General features: G+C 54.1%; 22 protein-coding genes and 1 pseudogene. 3 read left to right on the top strand and 20 right to left on the bottom strand.

Annotated features, from left to right (window positions below):
- Positions 1-24: 24 nt before the first annotated feature.
- The 9 genes from ACR3EN_RS20710 to ACR3EN_RS20670 all read right to left on the bottom strand — a co-directional run bounded on the left by ACR3EN_RS20710 (position 25) and on the right by ACR3EN_RS20670 (position 8,740).
- Complete coding sequence (locus tag ACR3EN_RS20710; RefSeq protein WP_480918517.1) at positions 25-813, bottom strand: hypothetical protein; 789 nt, start codon at positions 811-813, stop codon at positions 25-27.
- Positions 814-1,480: 667 nt separating this feature from the next.
- Positions 1,481-2,113 (bottom strand): tyrosine-type recombinase/integrase, encoded by a 633-nt coding sequence (locus ACR3EN_RS20705; RefSeq protein WP_170743320.1) that lies wholly within the window; start codon positions 2,111-2,113, stop codon positions 1,481-1,483.
- A 557-nt stretch (positions 2,114-2,670) separates the two neighbouring features.
- Complete coding sequence (locus ACR3EN_RS20700) at positions 2,671-3,243, bottom strand: hypothetical protein (RefSeq protein ID WP_480871055.1); 573 nt, start codon at positions 3,241-3,243, stop codon at positions 2,671-2,673.
- A 749-nt stretch (positions 3,244-3,992) separates the two neighbouring features.
- Entirely contained in the window at positions 3,993-4,742 is a 750-nt protein-coding gene (locus ACR3EN_RS20695) for an alanine racemase (RefSeq protein ID WP_480918516.1), read from the bottom strand.
- Positions 4,739-5,938 (bottom strand): N-acetyltransferase DgcN family protein, encoded by a 1,200-nt coding sequence (locus ACR3EN_RS20690; protein WP_480871051.1) that lies wholly within the window; start codon positions 5,936-5,938, stop codon positions 4,739-4,741. The genes ACR3EN_RS20695 and ACR3EN_RS20690 overlap by 4 nt, the downstream gene beginning before the upstream one ends.
- 93 nt (positions 5,939-6,031) lie before the next feature.
- Positions 6,032-6,886, bottom strand: coding sequence for a hypothetical protein (locus tag ACR3EN_RS20685; RefSeq protein WP_480861147.1), 855 nt, complete (start codon positions 6,884-6,886; stop codon positions 6,032-6,034).
- The gene (locus ACR3EN_RS20680; RefSeq protein ID WP_170452329.1) at positions 6,876-7,229 is read right to left on the bottom strand and encodes a hypothetical protein; all 354 of its coding nucleotides are present in this window, start codon (positions 7,227-7,229) and stop codon (positions 6,876-6,878) included. Before ACR3EN_RS20680 ends, ACR3EN_RS20685 begins: the two co-directional genes overlap by 11 nt.
- A gap of 3 nt (positions 7,230-7,232) precedes the next feature.
- Positions 7,233-7,541: a hypothetical protein gene (locus tag ACR3EN_RS20675; protein WP_170452327.1), complete on the bottom strand. Its 309-nt coding sequence runs from the start codon at positions 7,539-7,541 to the stop codon at positions 7,233-7,235.
- A 446-nt stretch (positions 7,542-7,987) separates the two neighbouring features.
- A complete protein-coding gene (locus tag ACR3EN_RS20670) occupies positions 7,988-8,740 on the bottom strand; it encodes a Crp/Fnr family transcriptional regulator (RefSeq protein WP_170499212.1) in 753 nt (250 codons plus the stop codon).
- Between the two features lie 135 nt (positions 8,741-8,875).
- Between ACR3EN_RS20670 and ACR3EN_RS20665 the strand changes: the two genes are divergently transcribed.
- On the top strand, positions 8,876-9,109 hold the full coding sequence (locus tag ACR3EN_RS20665; protein ID WP_480861148.1) for a hypothetical protein: 234 nt from the start codon (positions 8,876-8,878) through the stop codon (positions 9,107-9,109).
- A gap of 470 nt (positions 9,110-9,579) precedes the next feature.
- On the opposite strand, the pseudogene ACR3EN_RS20660 reads toward ACR3EN_RS20665, so the two are convergent.
- The 6 genes and pseudogenes from ACR3EN_RS20660 to ACR3EN_RS20635 all read right to left on the bottom strand — a co-directional run.
- Positions 9,580-10,458: pseudogene (locus ACR3EN_RS20660) on the bottom strand (type IV secretory system conjugative DNA transfer family protein); the annotation flags it as partial.
- 115 nt (positions 10,459-10,573) lie between these two features.
- Positions 10,574-11,491, bottom strand: coding sequence for a TniQ family protein (locus tag ACR3EN_RS20655; RefSeq protein WP_480871049.1), 918 nt, complete (start codon positions 11,489-11,491; stop codon positions 10,574-10,576).
- Positions 11,488-12,345, bottom strand: a complete 858-nt coding sequence (locus tag ACR3EN_RS20650) for a TniB family NTP-binding protein (RefSeq protein WP_480825299.1) — start codon at positions 12,343-12,345, stop codon at positions 11,488-11,490. The genes ACR3EN_RS20655 and ACR3EN_RS20650 overlap by 4 nt, the downstream gene beginning before the upstream one ends.
- Positions 12,323-13,951, bottom strand: a complete 1,629-nt coding sequence (locus ACR3EN_RS20645) for a Mu transposase C-terminal domain-containing protein (protein WP_480918515.1) — start codon at positions 13,949-13,951, stop codon at positions 12,323-12,325. The genes ACR3EN_RS20650 and ACR3EN_RS20645 overlap by 23 nt, the downstream gene beginning before the upstream one ends.
- Positions 13,952-14,047: 96 nt before the next feature.
- Entirely contained in the window at positions 14,048-14,755 is a 708-nt protein-coding gene (locus ACR3EN_RS20640) for a DUF3300 domain-containing protein (protein ID WP_480918514.1), read from the bottom strand.
- A gap of 221 nt (positions 14,756-14,976) precedes the next feature.
- A complete protein-coding gene (locus tag ACR3EN_RS20635; RefSeq protein ID WP_480871043.1) occupies positions 14,977-15,924 on the bottom strand; it encodes a TAXI family TRAP transporter solute-binding subunit in 948 nt (315 codons plus the stop codon).
- A 49-nt stretch (positions 15,925-15,973) separates the two neighbouring features.
- Between ACR3EN_RS20635 and ACR3EN_RS20630 the strand changes: the two genes are divergently transcribed.
- Both ACR3EN_RS20630 and ACR3EN_RS20625 read left to right on the top strand, forming a co-directional pair.
- Positions 15,974-16,783 carry a bestrophin-like domain gene (locus tag ACR3EN_RS20630; RefSeq protein WP_480918513.1) on the top strand — a complete coding sequence of 270 codons (810 nt, stop codon included), beginning with the start codon at positions 15,974-15,976 and terminating at the stop codon, positions 16,781-16,783.
- A 1-nt stretch (position 16,784) separates the two neighbouring features.
- On the top strand, positions 16,785-17,468 hold the full coding sequence (locus ACR3EN_RS20625) for an AIM24 family protein (RefSeq protein ID WP_480581770.1): 684 nt from the start codon (positions 16,785-16,787) through the stop codon (positions 17,466-17,468).
- A 53-nt stretch (positions 17,469-17,521) separates the two neighbouring features.
- Here the strand turns inward: ACR3EN_RS20625 and ACR3EN_RS20620 are convergent, their stop codons facing one another.
- From ACR3EN_RS20620 to ACR3EN_RS20600, 5 genes are all read right to left on the bottom strand, one after another.
- Complete coding sequence (locus ACR3EN_RS20620; RefSeq protein WP_480581773.1) at positions 17,522-18,865, bottom strand: hypothetical protein; 1,344 nt, start codon at positions 18,863-18,865, stop codon at positions 17,522-17,524.
- 34 nt (positions 18,866-18,899) lie between these two features.
- A complete protein-coding gene (locus ACR3EN_RS20615) occupies positions 18,900-19,841 on the bottom strand; it encodes a glutaminase (RefSeq protein WP_480581775.1) in 942 nt (313 codons plus the stop codon).
- Positions 19,825-21,252 carry an alanine/glycine:cation symporter family protein gene (locus ACR3EN_RS20610; RefSeq protein ID WP_480871041.1) on the bottom strand — a complete coding sequence of 476 codons (1,428 nt, stop codon included), beginning with the start codon at positions 21,250-21,252 and terminating at the stop codon, positions 19,825-19,827. The genes ACR3EN_RS20615 and ACR3EN_RS20610 overlap by 17 nt, the downstream gene beginning before the upstream one ends.
- Before the next feature lie 75 nt (positions 21,253-21,327).
- Positions 21,328-22,857: a phospholipase D family protein gene (locus tag ACR3EN_RS20605; protein ID WP_480918512.1), complete on the bottom strand. Its 1,530-nt coding sequence runs from the start codon at positions 22,855-22,857 to the stop codon at positions 21,328-21,330.
- A 55-nt stretch (positions 22,858-22,912) separates the two neighbouring features.
- A complete protein-coding gene (locus ACR3EN_RS20600; protein ID WP_480871037.1) occupies positions 22,913-24,001 on the bottom strand; it encodes a transporter substrate-binding domain-containing protein in 1,089 nt (362 codons plus the stop codon).
- Positions 24,002-24,003 lie beyond the last annotated feature (2 nt).

Raw genomic sequence — 24,003 nt, 5'->3', positions numbered from 1 at the left:
CAGGCGGTATTGGTTCCCACCAACCTATTGTCGCGGCACATTTTCGGTGCACTTATCGTTCTGTCGTGTAAACGGCCGATTACATTCCCAACCATCACCTCTTCGATTCAAGTGAGCGTTTGAAGGGACAAGGATCGCAACGCACCTGTCCCGGTTTGCGCGAAAACCACGTTCGCATTTCCATCCGGAATACGTTTCAGGTGCAAGATATGCATGCTGTGGAACAGCCACAGGCTCACAACCGCTCTCCGCTGCCCTGTAACCTCTGAGGCACACCCAACCATCCGCGTTGTTTTTGTCAGTCAGGCGGCCGTTGCTCGGGACATTAATCGCAACACAATCCTGATCCTCCTTACGAAATCCCCAGTTGCAGTGTATTTCCTGCACGCCAAACCGGGTTTCGACGTACCCATTTTGAGGTGCCATCACTTCTTCACAGAGTTCCCCGACACGCTGGAACAGCCGATTGCACTCCCACTGATCTCCGGTTGATGCAAGATAGGCATTTTCAGGAACTCTTATTTCCTCACAGAGTTCTCCGACATTCTGGAAACCGTGATTGCATTCCCAGCCGCTACCATAGGAGCTACCCGTCAAATATGCGTTTTCTGGTACGTCTGTTCTTTGGCAGGATCCGTTCTTGTTTTCGAAACCTTCGTCACAAACAGACCCATCGGCATTGCCCGCGACCTGGGCGGGAAGCTGCGTTCCGGAGAGCAACACCAAGAGTGTCGGGATCAAACAAAGAATGCAGCGCGTAAACACGATGAATGACTGATTGAAAAGGAGCCTGAGACCTGATCTATCGGGCATCAAACACGCAATTTATAAGCCATGTGCAGTTCATACGGCGCCTTCTTTCATGGTTCACGCGATGACTGGGGCTTGTCAGGTGACAGTTGCGAATGCTTGCGAGGAACGAGCTCATAGCGAAGACCCCAGCGAAACCCGTTCCTATGCTGGGGCACATGCTACAGTTAGTCTGAAGGCCATTGGATCATCGAAGCCGGCAGCATCGCGGCGACGAGTAACTTTCACCAATGCACTTTTGTGGTCCTTAGCCAGAATAGAGTCAAGGAAGTTTCCCTTGTCGCAATGCAAGTACCGCCAGGGCAGATAGTTTTTGAAACTGCCGGTGACCAAGATCCTTGGTGAACTACCGAAAGAAATTGTCTGGCCTGAGTGCGGCGAAAGAGGAGTATGTGATCAAGGCTTCCCCGTGACTATGAATGACTGGCCTGATAACATTGGCTGCAACGCAGCGATTTTCGCGCCGCTTCTGCACAAGTACTCGCGGCGTGATCAAATGGCCGCTCGGTCCCGCACCCTGTAAATTGCGCCTGAGCCGAGAAAACTGTGCTGCGAGCGTACGCAACAAGATTTTGACACTTCCGCTCAGGGCACGCTACGTCCCACTCCTGCGTAAAAGAACTAGAACCACTATGGATTGGCGACCGACAGCGCCGCTCGCCAAACTGTCTCAGATGTCTATGCGCTCTGCAATGCTTAGCGCGTCTTCCAATTCAACGCCCAGGTATCGCACGGTGCTATCGACCTTTGTGTGCCCAAGCAGAAGTTGGACCGCGCGGAGATTTCCTGTCTTGCGGTAGATCTCAGCTACTTTGGTTCGGCGAAGCGAATGCGTGCCATATCCGCTCGGTTCCAATCCGATTGCGGTCACCCAGTCTCGAACCAGCCTGCCATACTGGCGCGCCGAGATGTGTGGTCGATCATGGAATCGGCTTGGAAACATGAACCGGCTAGCAAACATTTCCGGTGATTTTACCCATACCAATACAGTTTCTCGCGTGTTTTCCGTCAGTTCGAATTGAACAGATCGCTTGGTTTTGCTCTGGATCACCGAAACACGCTCACGGACGCGATCGTCTTTGACAAGATCGGTCACAGCGAGTTTGACCAGATCGCAGCCGCGTAGCTTGCTATCAATCGCGACGTTGAACATTGTGAGATCACGCAGATTTCCAGAAAGTTCGAGCCGGGCACGGATCGCCCAGACCTGTTTTGGGAGTAGCGGTCGTTTCTGACCGATGATCCGCCCCTTGTTCCAAGCTCTGGGTTTTGGGGTGACTGCAGGTAGTTGGACTCTTGGCATATTTTGCACTCCGATCCACCCTCCGCACCCAAGCAACAGCACCGCGCTGACCACCGAATAGTACAAGCGGCGTGAATGCCTGCTGTCCGATTATGAATACTGGCATGGTTTAAGTGTGTGCATTAGGCGGCTTGAGCCCATATCACTACGCATAAGAACGGTTCGAGTCCAAACCGCGCGTACGCTTCGTCTTCAGCACCGATTACCGATCGGGTTCCACGTTAAAAGGCCCGGGTCAGCACCAATAAGATAAAATGAGATATGATCAGAAAAGCTGGTAAGACCGGCGTCAGGTTATCAGCGACGCCGAGCTAACCCAGGGCTTACTGATACGCCATTTCGCCACGCGCTCAACCCCTTGCAGCGTCGACAAATCCGCTCTCCGAACCCTTCGCTCCAGAATGGCGTTCTGCAACGAAGACACGGGCGTTCTTGCGGCACGTCATTGTGGGCGCGAGCCATGATCGTATCTGCGTCGTTGTCGAAGTCTTCCATCAGTTCTTAGCCTCGATTTCTGTTTTGGTTTATACAGCGACTGGAAAAGAAAGTTCCGAGCCCTAAGCCTTGAGATTGAAGGAGCTGCCTGGTTCAGACTGTCCGATGGGACGGCCTGTAATCCGAGGGGTTTTAATAGGACGAACTGGCATTCCTTCGTTCTCAGCAGCTTGGACAGCGAAAGCATACCGAGAACCGCTTGCGCATCCTCGTGGTATGGCTCGTTGATCTGATGATCCGTCGTCTGCCTCAGAAATGAGCGACTCCGAGTAGAGGTGCCGAAGTTGAGTCTCAGACACACCATCCGCTTCCATAATCAATTGCACCATGGGATCGGCCAAAAGTTGGTTGAGCAAGAACTGCGACAACTGCTTTGAAGACAATTTATCCTTTGCGCGGGCTCTCTCCAAATCAGTAAGAGAAACGGTCAAGGTTCGCGCCAGACCGGGGTGAGATTTCCGTGGAAGCAGAAAGATTAGCACTGATGCTTTCCAGGCTTCTGGATCCAAATAATCTGGTGGTGCGGAAAGCTCAGTTTCTATGTCGTATTCGCCCGCCGGGAGTAATTCGTCAAAGCCAGGGAAAGTAAACGGCCTGGAAAAGACTGCGATTGTCTTGCTGATTAGTTGGTTCATTTGGGTAGTTCTCCTTTGCTGATACCGCTCGCTCGGAGATGTAAACAAGAACAAGCCACCCGCTCCCGGCAGGGTATTATCAGTTTTGAGGTTTAGGCTTTGATTTTTCGGGGACGGCGTCCTGCCCTTTCGACGTCACTTCTTTTTTGACGCGTCCGCATCGTTTTCCTTCAGTGCGGCAGCCGCTCTGGTCGTCAGGTCTTTGAAAGACATCATTTTGATCCTTTGATTGTCCGCAACACCCACGAGCCCAGATAGGGTGTGAAAAGTGAATGCGGCTACATCCAATATAGGGATTGGGTGCCTCATTTACTACGTAAAGCCGTAGAATAAGACGGGTGGCTGAAGCAGAACCGAGGCGGCGGCAACCCTGGCGCGCTACTTTCGCTTCGAATATGGGCGATCAGTGTTCGCTGGGGTGCAGTCAACCAATGCGCCATCACCATGGAAGGCTTTTGCTACATCAGGTGCAGCCATGCCGCGCGAGAGCGCGCTATAGTTCAATTTCAGCTTTACCTCGCCACCAGGGCGAAGCAGACAATTGGTGTTTTCAACAACGATATGATCACTGGTGGCTCCGACGAACGTGACGCCAGCAGGGAATATTAGACCCGCTGCATCGGTGTCCTGGAGTCCAATGCCAAGGATCGACCGAGTTTTCGAAGGACTGTCTAAAGTCACACACTGCATAGAAGGTATAGGATAATTCAATTGCAAGGAATTTGGATTTGATTTGGTCTTCGTTTCGATCACTTCCGCCCAAAGCGTGAAAACATCTGTGTAAAGCCCGTCGATCGCGTACCCCGAAACGGGATCGGTACCCAGCAGGATGGCCTCACCCAGACGCAGGTTGTTGATTTTCCGGTCGCCCCCTTGCCAAGCGCCCATGGCAAACTGGCAGAACCGCCGCCTGACACTGTTTCCAGAGCGGGTCCACTTGCAAGTTCGGTGTCGGCGGCAAGCGACGAAAGCAATTCCATTGCTCCTGCAGAGGGTGCCACATGACCCAGACAGGCAAAATTTGCGCCAATCCCCTTCAGAGAAATCCCTTCCATTCTAAGAATTTGAGACACAGTGCCCTCAAGGTGTTCAGGCAAGATGCCATCCCGCATATCCCCCATTTCCACCATCAGGATAATACTGTGAGTAATGTTCTTTCCCAGCGCACTCACGGCCAGGCTTGCGATAATGTCCATTTCTGTGTTGAAGCTGACATTGCAGTTATCAACAACTTGCGCGACCTGGCTCAGCATGGGCGTTCGGATCAAGGATATGGAGCACGAGATCCCAGCATCGCGCATACGTATGATATTGCTGATCCGCGCGTCCGCCAGCCCTGTCGCGCCACCTTCAAGCATAGCATTCGCAATCTCAGGATGACCGCAAACGGCTTTTGTCACACCTGTCACCGTAATTCCGCGGGGTCTAAGGTGGTCGACCAGGAACCGTGTGTTGTACCGAATTTTGTCCAGATCAACGTCAATACGCAGCTTGCTCATTCAATCGTCGTAGCACGTACGGGTTGCAAGCGCGGAAAGGCAGATAGAACCATATTCACCAAGTTTTTTGGAGGACGGTTCAATGCGTCAGTGACCGGGAGATACAATTTGCGGTTATAGTCTGTGATGGCCTTTGAAATCTCAATATCATTCATTCCTTCATGGTTGATCGTCATGCCAATTACCTCTGTGTTCGCAAAAGCCTCGATCAGGGTGATTTCATCGCAAGGGTCGGGCATTGTCATGTTGGGGAAATCACATCGACGTTTTCGTTTGGGCGCGTGTTGAAGAATAACTGCATGTGGCTGACTGCCTCGCAGAATGAAGGCTGATGTGCAAAAGGCCGGATGGCTTAGCGCGCCCTGGCCCTCGATCACTATGACATCCGGGTGTTCATCTTCAGATGCTGCAACAACAGCGCGCTCAAGCTCGCCACAACAAAATTGCGGCGGCACCGAATCCATCGCAACGCCATACTTGGCGCCCTGCATCAAACCAGTTTGGCCGGTGCCGACCAAAACTGTTTTGATCCCATGCGCGTTAAGTGCGCCTGTCAGGATTGTCGCGGTTGTACGCTTTCCAATTGCACAATCGGTGCCGAACACCGCGATGCGGATCGCCTGGACGTCTCCAATACTGCCATCTAACAGGCGCAGGTCGGGATTTGGCTGCGGCTTGCGAATGTCGCGTATCGTGACATCGTGAATTTTGGCAAATCCGGCGAGCTCCTTGTCATCGCTAAGAAATTCATGCAGCCCACTGACGATGTTCATTCCGAGCGTTATCGCATCCACAACAACTTCGCGATCCTCAAGGGACATTCTGCCGCTGGCCGGCGCCATTCCGTAAATAAAAGTGTCGGGGATCGTAGCTTCATTAGCGACGGCGGCATCAAGATCATCGAAGATGGGAACCTGATTTGCGATATTATCAAGCACTTTGCCACTGTCACAACCGCCATACGTGCTGTCGATCACCGAAAGAACGCGATAGGCCTGTGAATGTCGAACGAGACCATTAGCCGTCTTGCCATCGATCTTTGCGAAGTTTCCTTCGCAATACACAATTGCAGTCGGTGTATCTGTCACAAGTGTCTTGCGGTGAAGCTCTGGAAAAACTGCTTGTTCAGGCGGCAGCTTTTGCGCATTGCTGGCAATGAACTTCCTGTCATCCGACGCAATGGGTAGGGGTTTCATATCTGTTCCTTTTGGGAGTGTGAAACGCGCCGTCCTTGGTAAGAACGGGCACAAATTGTGAAGTTTGGAAAAATGGGCTCTCTGCCTGAAACCTCAATTGTTCAGAACACACTGACCTTCTGACTGATGATAATTTCTGTGGCATTCCCACCTATTACCGGATCGGTCGATATGGGCATTTTCTGGTAACTCGATTGCATTGCAGCGATCACCGGACGCCTCGTAACCACGTTCGCATTTCCATCCAACTCCATGGATCGCGTCATCGTAGAAAGCATTTTCAGGCACAAACACGGCATCGCACTGTCCGTCGCGCTCAAAATACCCACGCTCGCACGTCCAGGGACGCCCGCTGGTTGATGCGTTCAGAAAAGCGTTTTCCGGCACCGCTACTGCCACGCATGCTTCTCCGTTTTTTTCGTAGCCACGGTTGCAACGCCATGCAGATCCATAAGTGCTATTCGTCAGGTAAGCATTATCCGGCACCACGATTTTCTGGCAGCTATCGTCTACTCTTGTGTATCCACGCAGGCACCGCCACCTCTCACCTGATGGATCGAGATATCCACCTTCAGGCACAATCACTTCAGTGCATGAGGTGCCGCCAACTTCAACAAAGCCGTGCATACATGCCCACCCTGAGCCGTAGGTTCTGTTTGTGGGGTAGGCATTTCCCGGCACGACAATGGCAACGCATTCTTCGCCATCCAACCGATAGGACAAATCGCATTCCCAACCGTCGCCATATTTTTTGGGATGCGCATTATCCGGGATCGAATTTGTTTCGGCCGATGCGGGATTTGATGAGATAAAGGAGCCCGCCAAGCAGCTGAAAACGCCGACAAACAGCGCCGTCATAAAGTGAGAGTAAAACCAGTGCTGATTTTTTCGATTTGTCCTGGTGCAAACGGCGTTGTCCGAATGTTGAGTGATTGAGTTACGATCCATCCAGGTTCAGCCCCTCAATGCAGGCCTGTGCCAGATCTTTGTTGGGGGTTTGGGATCCCGGTACCGTTGCCCAGCCGGCTGCCATAACGGCATCCTTTCGCTTGAAAGAAGAAGCTTCTTTGATCGTTGTTATTTTTTCGGCGCGTTGGGTGTCAGTTCTCGCCATGTCGACGCAGATCGGAACCAACGCAGCGATTACATTGTCGCGGGACATGGCGTTGGCCATCTTGTCCGCGTTACTGCCGGTCATCCATCCACCCCAAGAAAATCCAACTACGCCTACGAAAACTCCTCCGATCAGGGCGCCGTAGATTCCGGGTTTAAGCCATTCGGGCGTGTTCATAATCTATTCCTCCTGCGGGGAAAGCGCCGCATCGCTGTCATTGTTAGATGTGGCCAAGGTTTGGTCTTGCTTGAGCGCCAGTTCAAAATCTTCTGGGTCAATTGGGCGCATTTCCGTGCGACCTGGCTTGCTGCCTTTGCCCTGAACTGTCAGGTAGGTTCCGGTTCTGCGATATGCTTCGAAACTCAGGCCCTGTAGTAGTTCTTCTTCAACAACTACTTCATACTCGCCTGCAGGAAGTTCATCCGGGTAGCCGGACAAAGAGAACGGATTTGAAAACGTCACCAAAGAACTGGACGATCTCGTGCTCACCTTGGTCCTCCATATAGTTTGTTGGATCTTCCCCGCGCAGTCTGCCGCGGTACACGCTCGTAAGCGCCGCGGTAGTACTGGCGTTGTGATTTAGAATAATGTGCAAATGGCAGACGCGCGCTGATCGATGTTAGTCTGCGGCCAATGACCTGAGATTTTATTGGAATCTCAAATGCATTTGGTGCCCGAGAATCCGGTACTGCCAAAAATTGACTAACCTGCGTCAGTGCAACGATGTTTGGATTCCGGCAACGTGATGTGTGTTGGCGGGATATTTGCTGGCGTGTTCTTAACGAGTATTTGAGAAGCGCAGGAAATCCAGTACCGCAATCGGACTGTATTTATCTTGCGCTTCTTTTTCGGTGAAATCCAAAATCTGCCGAAGCGAATGGCGTCTCTAACCAGGCAACTATCATCAAAATCCCGGCATCGCTGAAGGGGTGAACCTATTGCTTCAACAGTGGCCCGGCCTGATCCAGATAAGTGGGGTCAAAACCGGCCAACGTCACCAGTCCGTCATAATCATCAAATGCCACTTGCCCGGATTGAAAAGTAACCAACCCCTTCTCCCGCAGTTGCCGTAGGACACGATTAACATGCACGGCACTCAGTCCCAGCGCATCGGCAAGGTGGTATTGTGTCAGGGGGCAAGTGTATCCCGTCTTGTTTGCCATCCCGACCTGAGTCAGCCTCACACCAAGTTCCAAAAGAAAATGCGCCATGCGCTCACCCGCATCTCGCCGTCCTATGTTGACCAGGTGCTCAACCACCATCGCTTCATCTCGAGATACCGCCCAAAGAATTGCTGTCGCCAGCCGGGGCGTCTGCGCAAATGCTTCCAGGAGATCATCCACTACTACTTCAATGGCTTGGATTTCCATGATTGGTTCTATGCTGTGATCCGAGGTGTGCAACAGAACGCTTCGCAAGCCCAGAAAGTCACCCGGTATTTGGAAATCGACGATCTGACGCGACCCGTCAGTCTGGGTTTTGTAGGAACAAACCCAGCCCGAGGCCAGAATGTAGGCCGCCTGCTCTGATTGCCCTTGATGCACAAGGTCACGTCCGGCTTCAAAGGTTCTGCGACGCTTGTGCAGGCGTGCCAATACCGCAAGTTCAACCTCAGTCAGAGCGACGAAGTTTGAAAGCTTTCGGGTGAGTGGACTATTTTTGATAGTGCGCAAGTGTTCTTCCTTCATCGATGAGCAGCCCGCGAAACTATCCGACGCCAAGACTGCTTTCGATCAGTTAAGTATACAGCAATCTATGCCAGTATGGTGCAATTCATCGTGGCGCTTCCATGCTTGGACGCCTGTTAGAAAAGGACGTCTACCATGGCTGACCGGCAAGACCATTCAGGAATGGCCGCACTCTCAATTTGTGAAGCGCTTTTGCTTGCAACTAAAGATCGTGAGCTTCTGCCCGAACATGAAATTGTGGGAGTTCTGCATGACGCAGCTGCTGCCCACGAAACAGCAGTCGGCAATAACGATGAAAAGGACATGCACCAGGCCGCCGCAGTTCTGATAAACAAGATCATTGCTTCCGGCTATCGCGTTCGGCAGTAACGTTAATTTCCTGTCAGAAAAACAAGATTACGCTTGTCAAAAAGCATAACAACAAATAGAAGCACTATTGGTGCCTCGTTCCTGATCAATTCAAACACGAAGCAGGAACCAAAGTTCCAATCTCTGCAATATCTCGACTTTATGAAAAATTCCACGACCGCGACATACTCCCTCTTCCTCGCCACCTGCATGAGCCATAACGAGAATTTGCTTACTGGCTGAAGGCCCGCATGGCCTGTCCTGCTGCACTGCCAGCGACAACGCAAACGTTGGCTTTGTTCGGCGTCTAAGCTGCTGATCCTATGTGCCGCGAAACTAGAGTTTGATAGTATCGCATCATCATAGCTTTGAATGACCGGTCTGGCGACAACAGCTGCAACGCAGCGATGAATGTGCTGCGACAGAAAATCAATGCTGCGTCAGCAATTGCCGCAATCGCACAAGTCCGGTTTGTCCCGCTTCTTTCCAGTTCATGCCCCACGCAGCGAATGGCCACTGATCTTCCTGTTTTCGCCGCTGAACAGTGGCATTAGTTTTTTGACCAGCTCGTCAGGCGAAAGCCGATGCGCCAGCTCTGCCAAATCGGGCTCACTGTCCGGGCTGATCGGCGCCAGGTTCAGCAGGTCGCCCAGATTGGCCGCAAAGCTGGGTGCTTTCACCGTTTCGATTGCCTGAGTCAGCTGCCGGTCTTCGGCTGTTTCCTCGTCATCGGTCGCTTTACGGGGATCTTCGAAGTACCCGTAACCGGACACGCCCTGGTCGAGATACCCGTCATACTCGGGTGGATCGTATGAGCGCGGTCCAGTGACAGCCGCACGCTGCGACAAGGGCGGTTTGATGACAGACTCTGGCTCCGGTTCTTCAGCCTCAGCCGATTTTGCCGACCCGGCACTTTTCAGAAACTCATCATACCGCGTCACAATCCCATCTTTGACCACAGGCACATTCGGCCAGGGCTTGCCCTTTTGACTGTCATTCAGCGCTTTGAACCGATGGTCTTTGTAATAAGACACCCGGTTCGTTCGGATCGGGAACATGCCCTTGCCGGTGATAATGACCTCTTCCTTGCCGAGACGGCCGATTTCTTCCGGGGCGAGCAGCGCCCGGCTTTTTTCGGACCAGCTTTCAGATCGGCCCGGTTCTTTCGCCCAGTTGCGCCCCGATACGGATTTCTGCGTCACTGTCTTGTTGCCAAGTGCCTTGGACAGCTTTTGCTTTGTCTCCTCAGAATTTGGCGTGAGCCACACATGCAGATGCGAACTCTCGGTCAGAATTTCCTCACCGGCTGATCCATAATGTTCCCGAAGTGATGCCGGCGATTGCACAATGAGGCACAAGCGGCCGCCATAGCTGTCACTGTACCCTAATTAATCAGAATTTGCGGATTCACGGCGTTCCGGGACGTTTTTGTACCCTTAATTGCAATATATCCACAGGTTCCGTGGCTTATGGCTTGACCCCACTTTAGCGCTTCCAAAGTGCATCGGCGCGCATCAGAAGCGTCTGACGATTTGCGTCTGCTCCGAGCTCTGAGATGGCCTGACGAGCGGCCTGCAAAGCGCTCTCCGACACTCTTGGGCGGCACAATCCATGTGTTTCATGCCCGGTTGGATGCCCTGTTTCAGCCAGACCAGGAAGCGGTCGACTGAGGTCCTGCGACAATCCACGGATCCGCTCGATCATCTGACGATGTTCAGGAAAGACGCGGCTCAATTCCCGGGCCGCCCGGTCGTTTCCTCGCAGTATGATGGCGGCACCCAACAAGGGACGGGTCGTGCCAATACCGACCGCAGCAAGCGCCAGTAGCCTATCGCGCTTGTTCCCGGAGGTGAGCGACCAAAGACGCCCAATCTTCAGCACCGACATGACTTGCAGGGTCAGACTGATCCGGCGCAACCGCGCGAGATCGGTCGTGGTAGCAGCCGCCTTCAGAACTTCCGCGCCGCGCAAAGCGCGGGCATGAAGTCTGCTTGATGCATCTTTGGCTGGATACTTGGCTGCCAGGACCTGGCCGCAGATTTCACAGTTCATCGACCATGCCAAGCGCCAATGGCGAAGCACCAGATCGGGTGATTTAGCAACACACCCCGGGCAATATTGGAAGTCATGCCGGGACACGTATTGCACGTCATGATGCATTGAATCCGGAAGAGCCATGCTGACGATTTCATCCGGGGACCGCTGAACCGCCCCGCATAGCATGGCCCAGTTCGCCATCCGCAGATCGCTTGCACATTCCGGCACCCTGCCCTGCCCCAAACCCAGATAGCCACAAAGCTCTTCAACCGAACAATGATTGGCCTTCGCCAAGCGACCCATCCAGCTCGACAGAAGCTCATCACGCATAGGTGGCGGTCGAAACGGTAGCGGTCTGACGGTCACCCGAATGCAGCGGCGGGCTGTCGAGGAATGTTCCAGGCATGCTTCGTCCAAACCGGTTGCCAGGCATGAACCGCTTCGTCCGTGATCCGCTCTTCTCCGGTCTCGATTGCATCGATCGCCAGGGATTTGATCATGATGAACACGCGCGAGGTGACACCGCCGGTCACTTTCAGGATCGTCCGAAGCGACGCCACCGTAAGGCCTGAGCGTTGCTCAAGCGCCATCGCCGCGATCAACGTCTGGATCAGTCGAGAGAACTCCACATCGTCTTCCCAGAGCGGCAGGTAGTGTTCGTCCAAACGTCGGGCCAATTGATCGTCTCCTCGAACCGCCTCCAGGGCTTCGTTCACACCGAAGACGACGAGCGAGGCGCAGAGATCGTTGGCGAGGAACCGGAGCATGTTCAGGAAACGGCGTTGCTCACGGTAGCTGCCAGCAAGCAGGTTATGCACTTCGTCAATCATAAGCATCCTAAGGTCCATGTCTCGAAGATGACTGAGCGCGCGCACCTCTAGCTCGGACACGGTATGCCGACCCCACATAGGCGCCCCGATCGTCGCCAGGATGTGTTGATAGAACCGTCGTTCGTCCGGGGCCGGCGGGGCCTGAACCAGCAGGATGGGTGTTTTCGTGATGCCCAGTTCAGCGTTGTACTGCGTTGGATATTTGCTCGCCATCCGCTTGGCGATCATCGTCTTTCCGATGCCGGAACTTCCATAAACCATCAGCCCTGGCATCCGGCTTTGCTGTGGCATTTCCATCAGGGATGTCAATCGGTTGAGAACGATGGTGGCACGGTCAAACGCGATCCAATGGTCGCCGCGGATACCGTCAATTCTTTCTTCTGGGGTCATTAAACTCATCAATCTCATAGGTTGGCAGATCAGGGTTGCCTGTATCAATCGCGAACATTTCGCGCGAGGAATCACGGCGCGGTTGGGGCCGGGGTAGCCGCGCGCCTCTTGCGTTTTCCAACCGGGCAGTCCGCGTTTTTTGGCGCGCCGCCTCAGCCAGCTGCCGTTGCGCGTCAATCAATTGGAATAGGACCCGCTCGTTGATCCGGCCACCATGCCTTTCCTGCCAATCTTTCCGCGCTCGCCGACTTTCCCAAAGCGATATCCGCGGGTGGCTGAGATCCCTGTAGCGCGCCGGAATCTCGCGGCCATCACCGGTAATGACCCAGACCTGCGATAAGTCTCGCGGATCGTATTTCACCTGTACCTTGCCCTGCCCTCGTCCGACCAACGATGCAAAAACATCACTCCAGTAATGGACCCCGAAGAGCGTGATCCCGGTGCGCCCGAGCTGGCGCCACTCGAACGGCAAGAAACTTGTCCTAAAGGCATCGACATCGACAACCTGCCGTCCCGCAGTATCCCCGCCCATGTCCGCCCATGCCGCGAGCGGGGTTCGTCCGAGAGCTTCGTGAACCGTATTGTGGTATCGACATATTTCCAGATGAAGCCAGTCTTCAAACTCGGTCAGTGTAAGGGCCGCGTGCTTCTCGCTGTCATAGTCGCCCTTCTCAACGATAGAGGATTGCGTCGTCCCGGGCAGAACATGAACGGCCCCCATGGTCGTTCCGATCAGCCGTTCGACATGGCCGCCGTAGTGTTTGCCGCCAAGCGGACGATACTCGACAGTAATGCCCCAATCTTCGCAGGCCATTCTGAAGGCGTCGCTGTGGAACTCCTGCGCATTGTCGACGTGAATTACCTTCGGGATTCCGGCCGTCGGCCAAACCACCTCTTCCATAGTTCCAGGGACGTGCACCGATTTCCGGCGTACGCAGTGATCGAGACATAGGGCGATCGACAAGATAGATGGCTCGTCGAAAGTGACATGGACCCCGAGAACGATCCGGGTCGCGACATCAATCGCAACCGTCAGATAGGGGCGCGCAAGTGGCCGTCGATTGACGTGATCGACCAACGTGATGTCTGAAGTCGTATGATCAATCTGAACGACTTCCAGCGGGGCTGAAACTTCAAGGCGGCCAGGACGCGCAGCAAAGACCTTGTTAGCCTCTTCTGCCCCGCGCCGTTTCCGGAACACTTCTCGCTGATCCATCGCGTCGAGGCGAGCTTTGACCGTTTTCCGGGTCGGGGGCTGAAATCCCTTCGCCTCGCACTCAGCACGGATCTCACGCCAGATGCGGAGAAAGCTCGAGCGCTCGCGGACCAGATAGTATTTTCGCAGGCTCTCATTGATGATGATTTCGACGCCTTCGGCAATCCGTTTCGACCCTGGTTTCGGCCCGCGGCGGTCCAACTCCAACGCGGTCGCTCGGGCATCGTTCGCTCTCAGACGCCGATAAAGCGACCATGTGTGGCTTTTCGCCAAGCCCAGTTCCCAAGCGGCATCTCCGATCGCCGCGCTGATCGGCTCACCTCTCTTCTCAAGCTCCAGGATCGGCCGAAGAACCGCTGCACGGTGTTTGGCAAGACGCTCATTTCCCACGCAAATCCCCCACCCCAATAGGCCGACACTTATCCACAGTACCGACTGTACGGCAATTAAGGGTACAGTATGGTAATTGGCGGTACAATATGAAAATTAAGAGTACAAACCACCATTGATTTTGCAGGACAATTTCAGACAAGATTCTGATTTATTAGGGTACAGTGACAGCAGGGCCGCGCCCACCACGTCTCCGGTCGACGGGCCGGTATAGACTGTCTGAGGATTGTATTGTGGGACGTACACTGTTTCGGGTTCTGTCGGGGTGATGATTACCGTGTCGTCATTGGACACCTCGACGGTCTGCTCAGGCCCTGAAACAAGGGCACCGCTGTCAATCGCCTGATCGCGCATGACCTGAACCGCATCCATCACATCATCGGATTGGGCCAGCATGGCTGTGCCCATTGTCTCGGTCCAATCGATATGGGTTGCCATCTGACCAACGATTTCGGGGAATGCCGTCGCCAACACACTGACGGAAGGATCCCAGCCCATCGCTTCGATTTCCGGCTCAAGTTCAACGGGATCGCGCTCAGCGTTGTCCAGCAGATACCGCTCGGCCTTCACAATCTCCAACGGCTGTGTGGCGGCGACAAAAATCTGTATCAGCAATGTGTCGGGGTACAGAGCCACCGGAGCGACCAATGTCTGTAGCTCAGCGTCAGTTAAAAGGTCGGCGGAAGTCGCTGATGCATCATCAGTCACAGCGGTGTCATTGGATGCCTCTTGTGCGAACAGGGCAGTAGATGCACCAATACCGAGCGCAAAAATTAGATATCTTAACATATTGCGATCCTTCAATTTCTAAAAAGATCACTCAAAAATCCGATTCTGGCAATCAAATGGGCAAAAGGATCGCCGTAGCGGGACAAATGCGCGGATCTTTTTTCAAAAAAACTGGGGGGGAAGACAATGAGTCAGGTGCTGACTTACCGCGATCGTCAAGGCAGATCCTTGCCTTCATGCATTTTCCAACCAAGCTAGGAAGGCAAGCATTGAAGCGACAAAGGCCAACTATCGCCTCAGTTCCTGTTAGAAAGCACTCCGGGATGATTGGGAATTTCACCCCCGGAAGAACTTGTTCCTCTGATCATCTCTGGCTCAAGAACAGGAAGCTCAGCGGTGAGCTTCGCAGCTTCCATTTTGATCGCTTCGGCCAAGTCTGCCACGAGGGAATTCTCAACCTCTCCGCGCGTAATAAGGGCAGCGATGACAGATACAGTCTGCACTTTCTGTCCGGGAAAACCATACGGGTCCAAGTCTATCATCGCGTTCTGATATACCGGGTTGTTTTCCAGGAACGAAGAAACACCTGGACCGACAACCTGAACCAGCGTTAAGCCACACTTCGCCAGCACACGCCCGATCTGTTCATTTGGGTGCCCCAATACGAAGATGCTCGCATCAATCCGGGCCTCGCAAAGTTCGTCCAAGGCGTTCTTCGGTTCAAGCTCATAGGTTGAACCGAAGAAGTCCAGCTCAAGATCAAACTCTTGCAGAAATTTTCGGATCGTCGCATTCCGACCCGACGCGGATCGACCGATATCCACTGACTTGCCGCGCAGGTCTTGGATCGTTTCAATACCCGAACCTGGCGCTGCGAGGATCGTTACGGCTTCGCTGAACAGGGGCAATACGACACGGAGATCACTCATCGGGCCTTGTTGTGCGAAAACTGCGGTACCGTCGAAGGCCGCCTTTTGCCAGTCGGACTGCGCTATCGCAAAATCCAACTCCCCGGTCCTCATCATTGTCAGATTGTAGACGCTTCCCGGAGTCGGTTCAGGGCTACATCTGCGCCGAGAATCGTCACGTGCGTTAAACACATTGCAAATTGCTCGGGCAACGGGGAAATAGTTCCCAGATACGCTCCCGGACCCGATACTAAAAACTCTGACCTCTTCAGCGGCTGCAGAGCACGGCAATAAAGGGAAAAGTGCCAAGAAAAGAGTGAATAAGCGTTTTACCATTGTTCGGACCAATCGTATTATCACTGCAATTGTAACAAGTCGCTTCGATATGCCTGATTTTGTTTACGACATCCCTACAGACAGGCTGGCTATATGGTTTGTTCTCGTGGCTCTGGCTGCGGTGGCAATTGGGTTGTTTGTCGTCAAACCCGTTCTTCGAATTCTGCTGGGAACCGGCCCCGAATTCAACTCATCAATCAATTATGTCACGTCTGGTTTCAGTCTTTTTTACGGCTTGTTGCTGGGTCTTCTTACCGTCGCCGCCTACCAGAACTCGGAGCGGGCCAAAGAGAGCATTCTGCTGGAAGCGACGTCGCTGGGTTCATTATATGCGCAATTGAACGTCTATCCCGAACCTTACCAGAGCGAGGTGAAGCTTATCCTGAGGGACTATGTGCTTTATACAATCCACAGTGATTGGCCGGCACACCGGCAAGGTGGGATACTGAATGGTGGATACAATCGCGCGGAATCCATCAGACAGAAACTGGCAGAGTTCTCACCGATAACCCGATCAGAGCAAATTGTTCACACCGAAGTTATTTCGTCGTTTCAGGATTTCTCCGATGCCCGGCAATTGCGATTGGCTGGTGTGGGCACCGCTATCCCGAACGTCCTTTGGCAGGCCGTTCTGGTTGGAGCTGGTATCAGTGTTCTGTTGATGACAATGTTTCGGATCAGAGTACGCCAACATATTGTTCTGGGCAGCATCACCGCTGTTTTTCTTGGTGTCATACTCTTCGTCATTGTCACTCTTGATCGTCCGTTGCGAGGGCAAGCCGCACTACAGCCTGAGCCCTTTGAGCTTCTGTGGAGCCGCCTCATGGTCTGGGATGAACCACCCGGAGAGAGGTTCTGACATGGCTCGGTTCGATGTCAGGAATGTCGAAGGGATGCGGCAATTATGTATTGGGCTTGAAGACGAAACCGTCCAAGCCGCACGTGGGGCCCTGTCGAACTTTCACGGCGATGTTTCTTTTACTCCGAAACTGCCCGGCCCAGGTGATATTTTTCGGAGCATGTTCACACGGGAGTCCCGTATACGACCCTACTATTCGGGCACGGGAAAAGTATATCTGCAGCCGTCCCTCGCAGGCTTTCATGTGTTCGACGTCCAACCCAACGAGACGTGGATCCTGGAGCCCGGCGAATACTGGGCCAGTGAAGCGTCGGTCAATCTTGGTCTGCATCGCGACCCGCTTCTTGCAAGCTGGTGGGCAGGTGATGGTCTGCTTGCCTGGAAAACCAGGTTGCGCGGGGCAGGCAAAGTGGCAATTAACGCGCCCGGCCCGGTCGAGGAGGTATCCATAACGGACGGAGAGCTGAAGGTTCAGGGACGACTGGTTCTTGGCCGAACGTCCGGGTTGCGCTTTCGGTCCGTACGATCTGCAAGGTTCCCCAGAAACCTGATTTCTGGCCAGACCCGGCTCAGGCTGTTTGAAGGCTCGGGAAAGGTCCTTGTTTCCTGGACGCCGTATTGGAACGAATACCTGCACAACCAGATGAGCGGAGGCGATCATATTCGTGGATCATTGTTTGAGTAGCAAAGCCCGCTTGATCTTGTAGCAGCCGACAGAAACGACCTTCAGTTGTCCGATTACCGCAATGGATAGGCCTCTGGCGAAATCGAGCTGTGATCCTCAACAACCCAAGCGAGTTTCATAAGATTGTCGCCTGCGATACGGGAGACCTCGCCTGAGGCATACAAAGAAACGGGTACATCACCATTGCTTTCGACTTTGGACGCAAAGTTATCAAGTACAGCCGTCCAACTCAGGTGGTCCACCGGCGCCATGATCACTGTTCCTGTGTCAATTGTGATGCCAACAATGGTACCTTGCTCACGCAGTTCTGCAAATGACGTCCTGGTGAGATGATACGTCCTGAGCATATCCAGCGTCTGCACCAGAAATCGGGCCTGACCCTCCGATCCGACGCTCAAAACCAAAGGAATTATTTCGGCTCGGCCCTGCACGCCATCCAGTGATTTCAAGGATTCTGCGACCACAACCTGCATGCTGAGCGTATAGTAGCTGTGGCGGAGGAAACGATCGACCTGTTCGCGGGGAACATCGATGGACAACAGACTATCTTCGACACCGACGCGAAGATCGCCGGGCGCCGTATCCCAGACCCAGTCACTGAGCCGCGAGGAAGACGTCAGGACAAGCCCACCAGGAACAAGACTGGTCAGAACGTTGACGCCAAGACCACCAGCAAAAGCAGCCCAGGTAACCTGATCCAGCTTGTCCGCCAGTGCCTGATTGGTGGTATAAGGATCAACACCCAGTTCTTTGGCCAAACGGCGCCTTTGTTTGTCAAACCCAAGAATATTGACGGCAACATCTCCGCCGGTGCGCGCCACGCTTTCGGCAAGACTGTCGTTTGGTATCGCCTGTTGCCCGGATGAGCCGCCGGGAAGTGCAGATGCACTGCCGGGATCAACTCCAGGTAGGTGGCCATTCCGGGAATCGCCCAGTTTTTGCAGCCCCGTTTTGGCGGACCTTCCTGTGCGCTTGAAAAAGCGACCAACACCGTCCGGGACTCCTTTCAGAGTTTCCTTTGGCTTCTTGACCAGCTGGCGCAGGTTTCCAAACGTGTCTTCGGCTGTATCCTGGGCTGCTTCAACAAATCGCTCGTCGGTTTCCATATGCTCCAGCGCGGCAAGCGCTCTGATCTCGTTCAGCCGAACCGCGAGCATACCGGGCCCCGAAGCTGAAAACTGACCGAACTCGGTTTCAATGACGTATGTCGCCATGAAACCATCAGTCTGAACTTGGTCTTCCACGCGATAAATCTTGGTCTCAAGGGGAATATTGTTGGCCCCGTCTTGCGCCGATAAAACAGGGGGATCTTCATATTCTGCGCTCCAGGTGACATTTGGCAGGAACAATAGCAAAAAAGGCACCAGCCTTATGGCTCTACCGCGCTTCAAATTCATGTTCACCCCCCTGCCCCTTGTTCTTCAACCCCGGTCAAAACACCGACCAATTTAATCTATGCGCCAATTGTTCGATCGCCTTGGTGGCCAATATCGAGTTTCCCTTGTCATCCAGCCCCGGACTCCAGGCCGTGATTGAAGCGACCCCAGGGACAATGGCGACAATACCTCCGCCGACACCGCTTTTACACGGCAGACCTATTCGAAAAGCCACCTCACCTGAGGCGTCATAGCAACCGCAGGTCATCATGAGGGCGTTGATGCGACGGGCACGTTCCGGCGTGACACCCGCAGATTTTGCGACTGGTCCGACGCCGCCTGTTGCAAGGAACCGCGTGGCGGTCGCAAGTTGAAGGCAGCTCATATTGATGCTGCATTGCCGGAAATAGCGTTCGGTGACTTCGACCACATCGGATTGGATGTTGCCTTCTGCCTGCATGAAATAGGCCAGCGCCCGGTTTCGGTCGCCTGTTGCGACCTCGGATGCAAAGACCTCTTCGTCGACAGATATGTCAGGCGCGTCTGCCAGCCGCCGGCACAGATCCAGAACCGGGTGCGGTGCTGTCACGTCAGATTGATGGGCCAGGATCACATCAGACACCACGATTGCGCCGGGATTGATAAACGGATTGCGCGGTTTGCCGCGTTCGAATTCAAGCTGAACAATCGAGTTGAACGGATCACCCGAGGGTTCACGCCCTACGCGCCGCCACAACGTGGCACCAACATGTTCAAGCGCAACAACCAGCGCGAACACCTTCGAGATGCTCTGGATTGAAAACGGCAGCTCCGCATCACCGGCCGTGATTGGGGGGCCATCCAGTGGCGCAACAGCGATCCCGAAACGGTTGAGCGGTACGCGCGCGAGTTCGGGGATATAACTTGCCACCTCACCACGATTGGCATCTCCGGCCATTTGCACCTGAATATCGTCAAGAATGTGCTGGATCTCGGAAGGGTCAGGATGATTGGGCATCTTCGCTCCAGATTTTTTCGGATACGCCATCGGTTGAACCATTGAAGTCCTCATAAACAAAGACCGGTTCCTGTCCCGCTTTCCTCTGACCGAAATAGTCTTTGGTCAGTCGGTATACTGTCCCGGACAACAGCAGGATTGCCGTCAGGTTGACAACAGCCATCACACCCATAGCGGCATCGGCAAAGTTAAAGACCGTCGCGACCGTCTGCAGCGCACCCCAGACAACCATTCCCAGACAGGCCGCGCGAAGTGCGGTGATACCTGCTTTGCCCTCGAGGCCGAGAAAGACCATCGCATTCTCAGCATAGGAATAGTTGCCAAGTATGGACGTGAATGCAAAGAAGATGATCGCAATCGCAATAAAATACGTGCCGACAGGTCCGAGATGAACATCCAGCGCGTTTTGGGTCAATTGCATCCCCGTAGCTTCACTGCCACTCATCACACCTGACAGCAGGATCAACAGCGCGGTTGCAGTGCAGACAAGGATCGTGTCCACAAAGCACCCGAATGCCTGCACAAGCCCCTGACTTGACGGATGGTGCGGCGACGGGGTTGCAACGGCGGCAATATTCGGAGCCGACCCCATGCCAGCCTCGTTCGAGAACAGACCCCGTTTGATGCCATTGAGCATCGCAGCCATTAGGCCGCCCGCAATCCCGCCCGTCGCCTCTTGCAGACCCAACGCGCTTGAAACGATCAACCACAGCAGGGCTGGCACTTCGGTGATGTTCAGGATCATCACGATGATCGCAATCAGTAGATACCCGCACGCCATGAACGGAACGAGAATTTCAGCAACGCGCGCAATTGCCTTGATCCCACCAAAAATGACAACAGCGGCAGCAGCGGCGACCGAAACACCAACCCAGAGTTTTTCAATGCCAAAAGCTCCGTTTAAGGCCTCCGCGATCGAGTTGGATTGCACGGCGACAAATATCAGCCCAAAACTGATAATCAGGCAGACAGAAAACAAAGCGCCTGCCCAGGGGGCATTCAGACCTTTAGAGATATAGAACGCGGGCCCGCCGCGATATTCGCCGGATTTTGTCGTCACTTTGTAAAGCTGCGCCAGCGTGCTTTCGGAATAGGCGGTGGCCATTCCAACCAGTGCGACCATCCACATCCAGAAGATGGCACCCGGCCCGCCCAGTGTCAGTGCCACGGCGACACCGGCAAGATTTCCCGTACCGACACGTGACGCAAGGCTGACCGTCAACGCCTGAAACGGTGTTATGCCACGTTGGTCGGTGCTGGGCGCCGAAGTTATGACCCGCAGCATTTCGCCAAAGTGCCTAAACTGCGGTGCCCCAAGCCGGATCGTAAAATATACGCCTGCACCCAACAGCCCGTATATCAGGACGTAGTTCCAGAGAACGCCATTCAGGCCGTCTACAAAAAATTCCATCTTCAATCCTCATCTAAACAAAAGCTTCAATCTCCTGTTGGTCGTCGCCAGGCGTGTCTTATGGTTCGGTTGGATTTACAGCTGCGACCCGATTGGCAGGATCGCCAGAATTCCAGCCTTCAGATGGTCGAAAAAGCTGCCAGTTGGTTCGCTTCGGTACAACGAAATCGCTCCATCTTCGCGAAGGGATTTCCAAGTAACCCGGTCATTCTCGTCTAGCTGGACGAAATAGGTATTCTCCCGCAATGCTTCATCAAGCACGTGAACCGCACGTGCCGTCAATTCCGGAGAGTCTACCAAGACGCCCATTTCCGTGTTGATATTGACGGATCGCGGATCCCAGTTGAACGAGCCAACAAACAGATAACGGTCGTCGATCGTGAAGGCTTTGGTGTGAAGGCCCGCGCGCGACTGACCCCAGTTCACACCCCTCTGATGGACCTGGTCGGAATCGGGGCGCAGTTCAAACAGTTCGATGCCCCCGTCCAACAACGCGCGTCGTTCCTTTGCATAATGGGCATAGACCGGCGCCACATCGTTTGACGCCAGCGAATTGGTGACAACGCGCACTTCGACCCCACGACCCTCAAGCTCGCTCAGCCATTGGACCCCTTTCTTTCGGGGGACGAAATAGGCCGACACGATATTGACCGAACTTTCGGCGTTCCGGAAATAGGGCACCATTTGCGATGCCAGAATGGGCTGATCAGCATCGGCCCCGGCTGCCTTGGATGGCGGGTCGGAATACAGTTTTGCCGGAACCCAATTCAGCCTGAGTGTCCTAAGGGTAAAGTTCTCTTGCGCCGCTTTTTTGACCGCCGCTGCATACGGGGTTTTCAGCGCTTCATCGACACGCGCATTCAGGCGCACGCGGGCATCTGCCAACCCCAGAGTCTCGGGTTCGCCAATCACCGCATGAGCGGGAACGGCAAATTCACTATTCCAGTATTCGTCGAAATTATCGGACACCTCGTTAACCACTGGCCCGGCCACGAGGATATCCAAATCGGCATAGTTCATCTCTTCCTTGGCCAGAAAATACTCATCCCCCACATTGCGGCCTCCCACGATGGAAACGGTGTTGTCTGCCGTTATGGATTTGTTGTGCATGCGCCGGTTAATGCGTTTGAAATCAGTCAGACCTGCAACCAGCAGGCTCTGATCGCGCCAGAATGGGTTGAATAGCCGGATCTCGATGTTTTCATGAGAATCCAGCGCCGCCGTCATCGCGTCATAGCCGGATGTGTCCATGTCATCGAGCAGCAGCCGCACGCGCACACCGCGATCCGCCGCATCTAACAGGCTTTGGGCAAACAATTGCCCGGTCAGGTCGTTGTGCAGCAGGTAGTATTGAGCATCGATCGACACATCCGCTTGCGCCGCCAACACCAGTCGCGCGGCTAAAGCCTCTTCGCCGTTGCTGATCAGCTTGACCCCCGATCGCCCGTCGCGCGGATCTCCCAGTTTGCGCACCGCAGTCGTCAACCTGCTGTTAGACGGGATCTCGACCGCACGCGACGGGGTTTGAACAAATTCACGAGGTCCCGTCGAGCAGGCGGCCAGCACGATCAGTCCCAGCGATACCCATAGTAGTTTTCTCGGCATCATTTTTCTTCCTTTAACCTTATTCACCAGCCCTAATCGGCGAGGTCGGTCGATCTCACTTCCCGATATACCTTCGTACTTCGGCATCCCATGCTGGGCTCTTGCGGACAGACAGCAGGGCGCGGTTGAGAACCTCGACATATTGGCTTTCATCCCGCAGCGCGAAGGCATAGTTCTGTTCTTCGAACTCGTAGGGCAGCACTTCGAGGTTTTCGAAGCGGCCCTGTTCGCGGCCGCGCAGGATTTCGTATTTCAGGGCGGGTGCATCCATGACAACCGCATCGATGCGGTCAGTGTCCAGGCTGGTGACTACCTCGGTCAGGGTGTCATAAGTCCGCGCTGCAATGCCAGATCGTTGTAGGTATTCTGCCGACGTTGAATCCGCCAAAGTTGCAACCCGCACCTTAGCAAGATCGTCGGGCGAGCGAATTTCGGATCGGATCTGTTCCAGTGTGAATGCGCTGGCCAGAATGGCCGTGATGCTGGCAACCATGATTGTGCTGCCAACCGCCAACAAAGCGGAAAGTATCCGCGCCGTCGGCGTTTTGAACTCGTAATAGCGAATGGGACCGCGCGTCACGAACAGGAGGCCGATCACCAAAGCCTCCATCACCTTGCCGCCGCGCGATTTCATCGCGTAGAGCTTTGCGTTGATCTTGTGCTCAAGCAGGTAGAACACTCCGCCCACCAGTGCTGCTGCACCCAGCACGATGATGATTGCGGTCAGAATGCGCGGGCTCAGCAGGAACTGCCAAATAGAGCTGAGGTAGCTGGCTTTCTTGATCCCGATGGCCTTGTGCGTCTCGAAAAACGAATGAGAAAAGTCCACCCGTTCTTCACGCTCGGATGTAATCGAAAGACAAGACACGCCGACCGCTGATTGCCCTGCGGCGACACTATCGATCATGTCACCGAAGCTCATCAGCGTAACTTCATAGTCAAGCCTGAGTTCCCGAGCCACGCGATCCCACAAGAAAATGGCCAGACCATCCAGCTTATCCGCCTCTCCAATCACAAATGGAGGACAGACCGAGGCAGCTACGGGCACCGGTCCAGTACGCCCTTGTGCCCGCGACGTTTCGGGCGCAAGAAATCCGAGGATCGTCAGGATCGCGATTATGATGAGGATGGGGCTACGCTTCATAT

The organism is Ruegeria sp. G7 (genome assembly GCF_056535465.1).
The sequence above is the reverse complement of the archived record's forward strand: the minus strand, read 5'-3'. Positions and strand labels throughout refer to the sequence as shown.

Bases quoted from the DNA above. Each gene is read 5' to 3' on its own strand.
- ACR3EN_RS20615 (WP_480581775.1), bottom strand. From the start codon at position 19,841: ATGCCCAATCATCCTGACCCTTCCGAGATCCAGCACATTCTTGACGAT.
- ACR3EN_RS20635 (WP_480871043.1), bottom strand. From the start codon at position 15,924: ATGGTAAAACGCTTATTCACTCTTTTCTTGGCACTTTTCCCTTTATTG.
- ACR3EN_RS20605 (WP_480918512.1), bottom strand. From the start codon at position 22,857: ATGCCGAGAAAACTACTATGGGTATCGCTGGGACTGATCGTGCTGGCC.
- ACR3EN_RS20625 (WP_480581770.1), top strand. From the start codon at position 16,785: ATGGCTCGGTTCGATGTCAGGAATGTCGAAGGGATGCGGCAATTATGT.
- ACR3EN_RS20670 (WP_170499212.1), bottom strand. From the start codon at position 8,740: ATGAAGGAAGAACACTTGCGCACTATCAAAAATAGTCCACTCACCCGA.
- ACR3EN_RS20650 (WP_480825299.1), bottom strand. From the start codon at position 12,345: ATGACCCCAGAAGAAAGAATTGACGGTATCCGCGGCGACCATTGGATC.
- ACR3EN_RS20610 (WP_480871041.1), bottom strand. From the start codon at position 21,252: ATGGAATTTTTTGTAGACGGCCTGAATGGCGTTCTCTGGAACTACGTC.
- ACR3EN_RS20700 (WP_480871055.1), bottom strand. From the start codon at position 3,243: ATGAACCAACTAATCAGCAAGACAATCGCAGTCTTTTCCAGGCCGTTT.
- ACR3EN_RS20630 (WP_480918513.1), top strand. From the start codon at position 15,974: ATGCCTGATTTTGTTTACGACATCCCTACAGACAGGCTGGCTATATGG.
- ACR3EN_RS20600 (WP_480871037.1), bottom strand. From the start codon at position 24,001: ATGAAGCGTAGCCCCATCCTCATCATAATCGCGATCCTGACGATCCTC.
- ACR3EN_RS20665 (WP_480861148.1), top strand. From the start codon at position 8,876: ATGGCTGACCGGCAAGACCATTCAGGAATGGCCGCACTCTCAATTTGT.
- ACR3EN_RS20695 (WP_480918516.1), bottom strand. From the start codon at position 4,742: ATGAGCAAGCTGCGTATTGACGTTGATCTGGACAAAATTCGGTACAAC.
- ACR3EN_RS20685 (WP_480861147.1), bottom strand. From the start codon at position 6,886: ATGGATCGTAACTCAATCACTCAACATTCGGACAACGCCGTTTGCACC.
- ACR3EN_RS20680 (WP_170452329.1), bottom strand. From the start codon at position 7,229: ATGAACACGCCCGAATGGCTTAAACCCGGAATCTACGGCGCCCTGATC.
- ACR3EN_RS20690 (WP_480871051.1), bottom strand. From the start codon at position 5,938: ATGAAACCCCTACCCATTGCGTCGGATGACAGGAAGTTCATTGCCAGC.
- ACR3EN_RS20620 (WP_480581773.1), bottom strand. From the start codon at position 18,865: ATGAATTTGAAGCGCGGTAGAGCCATAAGGCTGGTGCCTTTTTTGCTA.
- ACR3EN_RS20705 (WP_170743320.1), bottom strand. From the start codon at position 2,113: ATGCCAAGAGTCCAACTACCTGCAGTCACCCCAAAACCCAGAGCTTGG.
- ACR3EN_RS20710 (WP_480918517.1), bottom strand. From the start codon at position 813: ATGCCCGATAGATCAGGTCTCAGGCTCCTTTTCAATCAGTCATTCATC.